This is a genomic window from Actinomadura harenae (assembly GCF_003696215.1).
In the GTDB taxonomy this organism is placed as follows: Bacteria; Actinomycetota; Actinomycetes; order Streptosporangiales; family Streptosporangiaceae; genus Spirillospora; species Spirillospora harenae.
In genome coordinates this window covers 1-6,265 of record NZ_RFFG01000207.1, presented here as the reverse complement: position 1 = coordinate 6,265, position 6,265 = coordinate 1, and the positions used below count along the sequence as shown (strand labels likewise).

At 73.1% G+C, this 6,265-nt stretch carries 5 protein-coding genes; 1 reads left to right on the top strand and 4 read right to left on the bottom strand.

What is annotated here, in order from left to right; translation table 11 throughout:
- Positions 1-126 precede the first annotated feature (126 nt).
- The 4 genes from EBO15_RS42400 to EBO15_RS42385 are packed head-to-tail and all read right to left on the bottom strand — an operon-like array spanning position 127 to position 5,171.
- The gene (locus EBO15_RS42400; RefSeq protein WP_147481908.1) at positions 127-591 is read right to left on the bottom strand and encodes a hypothetical protein; all 465 of its coding nucleotides are present in this window, start codon (positions 589-591) and stop codon (positions 127-129) included.
- Positions 592-596: 5 nt separating this feature from the next.
- Positions 597-1,481, bottom strand: coding sequence for an ABC transporter permease (locus tag EBO15_RS42395; protein WP_122200085.1), 885 nt, complete (start codon positions 1,479-1,481; stop codon positions 597-599).
- A complete protein-coding gene (locus EBO15_RS42390) occupies positions 1,478-2,458 on the bottom strand; it encodes an ABC transporter ATP-binding protein (RefSeq protein WP_122200084.1) in 981 nt (326 codons plus the stop codon). The genes EBO15_RS42395 and EBO15_RS42390 overlap by 4 nt, the downstream gene beginning before the upstream one ends.
- Positions 2,451-5,171 carry a bifunctional YncE family protein/alkaline phosphatase family protein gene (locus EBO15_RS42385; protein ID WP_147481907.1) on the bottom strand — a complete coding sequence of 907 codons (2,721 nt, stop codon included), beginning with the start codon at positions 5,169-5,171 and terminating at the stop codon, positions 2,451-2,453. Before EBO15_RS42385 ends, EBO15_RS42390 begins: the two co-directional genes overlap by 8 nt.
- Before the next feature lie 226 nt (positions 5,172-5,397).
- Between EBO15_RS42385 and EBO15_RS42380 the strand changes: the two genes are divergently transcribed.
- Positions 5,398-6,265, top strand: an 868-nt coding sequence (locus tag EBO15_RS42380; protein ID WP_147481906.1) for a serine/threonine-protein kinase, incomplete at its 3' end; no start/stop codon positions are given.

Sequence of the window (6,265 nt, the reverse complement as noted above, 5' to 3'; positions counted from 1 at the left end):
GACATCCTGGCAGCCCAACGCCGAGAACGCGCCCGCATCCGCAGCCAACGCCAACAACGATGGGGCCGCCCCCGCAGCAAAGCCGCGTGACCAAACCCGGCAAACCTTCCCGGTCAGCGCACTAGCTCAGGAGATGTCGAAGCAGCCGTCGAAGCGCCAGAGCGGGTTGGTGACGGTCGCGCCGTCCGCGGCGGTGAGGGTGGGCGTGCCGTTCAGGTCGGACGGGCCGTCGCCGTCGGCGGTGTAGCAGCCGTTCGGCTGGACGTGCAGCTGGTAGTTCGCGGTCGCGGTGACGGCCGGGCCCGCGTTGAACCAGGACAGCGTGCATGTCCAGTCGTCGCCCGCGCCGCGCGTGGACGCGTCGGGCCCGGTCCCCCGGGCGCAGTCGGCGTGGGCCTTCACCGCGGCCTTGGCGACCTTCCGCCCCCGCAGCTGCTGTTGGAGGACGTACAGGTTCGCGAACGTCGGCGCGACGGCCGCGTTCACCCGGTCGCGGGTGACGGCCGTGGTGTCGCATCCCGTGAGGGCGGGCAGCGCGACGGCCGCGGCCAGCAGGGCCGCCGTCGCGCGGCGCGTGACGGTGCGGGGCACGGTGATCATCCTCCGGTGATGTCGCGGCGGCGGAGCAGCGCGTACGCGCCGCCGACGCTCAGGACCAGGTAGCCCGCGCCGACGAGCGCGCCCCACAGCAGCGGGCCGCGGAACGGCGGGTCGGCGAACAGGCCGTGCCAGGCGCCGAACGGCGTGGAGAGCAGCAGCGTCCGGACGGGGACGGGCAGGTCCACCATCGCGGCGAGCTGCATCACCAGGCCGATCACGACGGGTCCGCCGATGCCGAGCGCGCCGTTGCGGCCCGCGACCGACAGCAGCAGGCCGAGGCCGGTGAAGCCGAGGACGGGCGGCAGCGCCGACGCCCAGCTCGCCAGGACGAGCGCGGTGGCGTGGCCGGGCGCGATCAGCGTCCCGGACAGCCCGACCAGCGGCTGCCGACCGACGACCAGGACGCCCGCGAGCAGGCTGGACGCCCCCAGCAGGACGGTCACGGCGACGGCGTAGGTCAGCGCGGCCAGGGTCTTGCCCGCGAAGATCTGCGCGCGGCTGCGGGAGCGGGTCAGGATCGTCCGCCAGGTGCCGTGCCGGTCCTCGCAGGCGAAGATGTCCCCGGCGACGACGCTGGTCAGCGCGGGCAGCGCCCACTGCCCGGCGAAGCCGAGCACGACCAGCGGGATCGCGAACCCGCTGTCGTGCACCCACCGTCCGAACAGGGTGTCCTGCGGCGTGGTGGCCTGGACCTCCAGCGCCGCGGCGAACAGGAACGGCGCGACGACGCAGGCGAGCGCGACCAGCCGCGTCCGGACCTGCCGGACGAGCTTGGCCGTCTCCCAGCGGTACACGACCAGCGTCCCCCCGCGTCCCACGCCCGGCGCGGCAGACGCAGCAGACGCGGCGGACGCGGCGGACGGGGTGTCGAGAGCGGTCATCTCGCCGCCTTCTCCAGGGTCGGGGCGGCGGCCGGGGCCGAGGCCGTGGCCGGGGCGCCGCCGGTGAGGTCGAAGAACAGGGAGGTCAGGGCCGAGGTGCGGAGGGTCAGGCTCCGGACGGGGATCCCCGCGCGGCCCAGGTCGACGACGTAGGCGTCCAGGCGGTCGCGGGTCGCGCGGACCGACAGCGGGCCGTCGTCGCCGTCCTTCGAGACCTCCAGCCCGGACGCGCCGGACGCCAGTTCCAGCGCGGCGGCGGCGTCGCCGGTGGTCAGGCGGAACTCGGGCGCGGGCGCGCGTCCGCGCAGCTCGGCCATGGTCCCGTCGAACACCGCCGTGCCCGCGTTCATGATGGTCACGTCGTCGCAGAGGTCCTCGACCTCGTCCATGTCGTGGCTGCTCAGCAGGACCGCGACGCCGTCCCCGGCGAGCCGCCGGACCAGGTCCGCGACGTCCCGCATGCCCGCCGGGTCGAGGCCGCCGGTCGGCTCGTCCAGGATCAGCAGGCGCGGGGCGCGCAGCAGGGACGCGGCGATGCCGAGCCGCTGCCGCATGCCGACCGAGTAGCCGCCGACCTTGGCCTTCACCGCGTCGCCCAGCCCGGACGTCTCCAGCGCGTCCGCGATCCGGTCGCGGGCGTCGCCGCCGTCCAGGCCGGCGAGCAGTTCGAGGTTCGCGCGGCCGGTCAGGTACGGGTAGAAGCGCGGGGCCTCGACGAACCCGGCGACGCCGTCGCGGGCGCGGGCCCCGTCGGCGTCGTGCGTCCGGCCGAACAGGCGGAGCGTCCCGGCGTCCGGGCGGACGAGGCCGAGCAGCATCGACAGCAGCGTGGTCTTCCCCGCCCCGTTGGGCCCGGCGAGGCCGTGCACCCGGCCGGGCCCGACCGTGAGGTCGAGCCCGGCCACGGCGACGGTGCCGTCGAAGCGCCTGGTCAGGCCACGCGCTTCGACGGCCGCCACGGTCGGCTCGTCAGCCATGGTGCGGGACCTGCGCCCGGTTGCGCGGCAGGTCGGTGTCCCCGGTGTCCCGGGGGGCGTTCTGCGGGAACCTCGCGAGCACCTCGTCCGGCGTCATGACCTTGGTGTCACCCGGGTACGGACGCTTCCAGCCGGTGCTGGCGTACCAGGTCAGCCGGTTGAACGGGGCGAACGCGAGGTTGTCCTCGGACCTGAAGTCCTGCTTCTGCGACCAGGTCAGCCAGGTCTTCTCCAGCGGGTCGGTGACCTGCGCCGCCGCCTTGTTCATCGTGTCCAGCGGCACCTGGTTGGCCACCGCCGTGTACGGGGTGAAGTCCGGCTTGTCGGTGAACGCGTTGAACATCGGCACCGCGGCGAGGTCGAGCTGGTTCATCGGCGGCAGGCCGAGGATCTGCTCGATCGTCCGGGTGACGTTGATCTGGCTGTAGTAGGTGTGGTCGACCGCCCCGCGCTTGGCGTACGGGCTGGCGATCATGGTGACGTTGCGGTGCCCGTCCACGTGGTCGACGCCGTTCTGGGAGTCGTCCTCGATGACGAAGACCGCGCTGTCCTTCCAGAACTTCGAGTGCGAGATGGAGTCGACGATCCGGCCGGTGGCCAGGTCGTTGTCGGCGACCATCGCGGACGGCGTCGGGTAGCCGGGGGTGACGCCGTTGGTGTGGTCGTCCATCACCCACAGCATGTTCAGTGCCGGGAGCTTCCCGCTCTTCTCGTATCCGGCGAGGTCGCGCTGGAAGATGTCGGCCCGGTACTGGTCCGTGATGTTGGTCTGGAAGTTCGGGAAGTCGGGCGAGAGGATCTTGCTCAGCGACGGGACGTCGGTCTTGGTGGTGCAGGTCCCCATCGGCAGGTGCGGGTCGCCCTGCGCCTTGCCCTCGAGGATCTTGGAGTCCTGGTACCACTGCTGCCAGGAGCCGCCGCAGTCCTTGCCGTCCTTGGTGGAGAACCACTCGGCGTACTCGCCCCAGACCTTGGCGTCCAGGCCGTGCGCCATCGCGTTGTCCCACAGGAACCCGGACTTCGGGTAGACCATCGCGTCCGGCTGCCCGTAGTCGCGGACGTAGTTGGCGTACGAGCGCTCGAGGTAGTCGTTGACGAACGCGGCGTCCAGCCAGGTGTGCCCGGACGCGGAGTTCGTGCCGTCCGAGTACAGGTTGTCGATCAGCGGGAACCGCTTGGCCAGCTCGTGCGCGTTCGGCGTGACCTTCTGCCCGAACTGCGCGAGGTCGGCCTTGCCGTTGCCGCGCGCGTCGTCCCCGAGCACCTGGTCGTAGGTCCGGTTCTCGCGGACGATCACGAACACGTGCTTGATCTTGGACGGCGAGCCGGTGCGCACCGGGACCGCGACGGGCCGCGCGTGCGGCGAGCCCTTCCGGTTGCGCTCCTTCAGCCCGTGCCACTGGTTGTTGGCGAACACCTTGGAGGTGTAGGCCGCCATCTCCTTCGGCGTCGGCCGGTCGATCAGGCCGACCGTGCCGACGTCCGCGTACACCTGGCGTCCGGTGGCGGGGCCGGTGCCGGGGCCCTGGCTGATCGTCCGGTCCGGGCCGAGGGCGCCGACGCCCGCCTGGCTCGCGACGACGAGCTTGCCGAGCGCCGCGTCCCAGTGGAGCGTTCCGGGATACCAGCCGGTCGGGATCAGGCCGTCGAACGCGGGTTCGCGGTGGCCGCCCGAGTACCGGTAGACGGCGACGGCGTTGTCCCGGCCGAGGCTGACCGCCAGGTGCGTGGAGTCGAGGAACTCCAAGGCGTTGGGCGAGCTGCCGAACGGCTGGCCGGGCAGCGGGTTGACGTTGAACGTCCGGACGACGCGTCCGCGGGTGGTGTCGAGCACCGAGACCGTGTCGTCGCTGGAGTTGGTGACGAGCACGTCGGTGCCGTGCGCGAGCAGGCTGGACGGGTCGAGCCCGACCTTGTACGTCCGGACGACCTCGCCCGACGCCACGTCGACCTCGGACACCGTGCCGCTGTTCGCGCGGCCGTCGCGGGCGTCGGCGACGACCGGCGAGTCGTAGCTGAGGTTGGTGTGGTCGCCCGCGCCGGGGACGCGGCCGCCCTCGTTGCTGACGAACGCGTGCCGTCCGACGATCACGACGTCACGCGGGGCGACCCCGACCTTGGTCGGGGCGCCGAAGGTGTTCGTCTCCGGGTCGAGCAGGGCGATCCGGTCCCAGCCGCTGAACACGACGACGATGCGCTTGCCGTCGGGCGCCCAGGCGAGACCGGTCGGGAGGGGCTGCGCGGCGCTGCCGTCCGGGCCCTTCGGCACGGACGCGCTGGCCGGGACGGCGATGCTGACGGGCGCGCTGAGCGTGCCGTCGGCGGCGACCGCGAACCGCAGGATGTTCTTGGTCTGGGTGGCCCAGAGCGTGGTGCCGTCCGGCGAGTACAGCAGGCCGGTCACGCCGACGTTGCCGCTGCCCACGCCCTTCGGCGGGGTGTACTGCTGGAGGACCTTGTGGGTGACCAGGTCGACCACGGTGAACAGGCCGTTGCCGGACTTGGTGAGGTCGACGGCGGTCCTGCCGTCCGGGCGGACGGCCATGTCCATGGGCCGACCGGACTGCTCGATGCTCACTCCGGCGGGGGTGACGTACTGGTTGTTCGAGGTGAGGACGGAACCGTCCGACTGACGGCCGACCAGGTGGTCGGTCAGCGGCTTGTTCGCGCCCCCGGAACCGGCCGCGTACGCGGCCGTGGACACCGCGAGCACGGCTGCCGCGGTACCGAGGAGCGGAAGGGGGAGGGACTTCCGGCGCATTGGGGGGCCTCCGGATCATGGGCGGACTGCCCCGTGAAGGTAGACCCGGCGTCCCGACCCGGGCCGCAACGGCGCGTGAAGACCCGGTGAACTCCCCCACACACCACCGAAACCCACCGGATGACCCCAAATCCCCCGGGCGCGTCGGGCGGCCAGAGGAACGCTATCGTCCCTTTGCATGGAAGAGCTGGGACCGGAGGATCCGGAGAAGGTCGGCCCCTATCGGGTCCGGGCCCGCCTCGGCGCGGGCGGCATGGGCCGGGTGTACCTGGCCGAGACCCCCGCCGGACGCCGGCTCGCGGTGAAGGTCATCCGCGCCGAGCACACCGCCGACCCGCGGTTCCGCGCGCGGTTCGCCCGCGAGGTCGAGGCCGCGCGCAAGGTGAACGACTTCTACACCGCGTCCGTCGTCGACGCCGACCCCGAGGCCGAGTCGCCGTGGATGGCGACCGCGTACGTGCCCGGGCCGTCGCTCCAGGCGCTCGTCGCCGCGCGGGGCGCGCTGCCGCCGGAACGCGTCCGCGAGCTGGGCGCGGGCCTCGCCGAGGGACTCGCCGCGATCCACGAGTGCGGGCTCGTCCACCGCGATCTCAAGCCGGGCAACATCATCGTCGCCGAGGACGGCCCGAGGATCATCGACTTCGGCATCGCCCGCGCCCTCGACGCGAGCGCCATGACCGCGACCGGCGCCGTCATCGGCACGCTCGCCTACATGTCCCCCGAGCAGATCGAGGCGGACGAGGTCGGCCCGCCCAGCGACGTCTTCTCCTTCGGCGGCGTCCTGGCGTTCGCGGCGACCGGGCGGGGGCCGTTCGACGCGTCCAGCCCGGGGGCGATCGTCCACCGCGTCGTGAGCCGCGACCCCGACCTGGACGGCGTCGACCCGTTCCTCGCCGGGGTCATCGGACGCTGCCTCGCCAAGGCCCCGGCCGACCGCCCGTCCCCCGCCGCCCTCCTCGCCGACCTCCGCGTCGTCAGCGGCCCCGCCGCCCCACCACCGCCGGTCCCCGCCCCGCCGCCGGTGGCGCGGGTGGCGGCGCACCCGC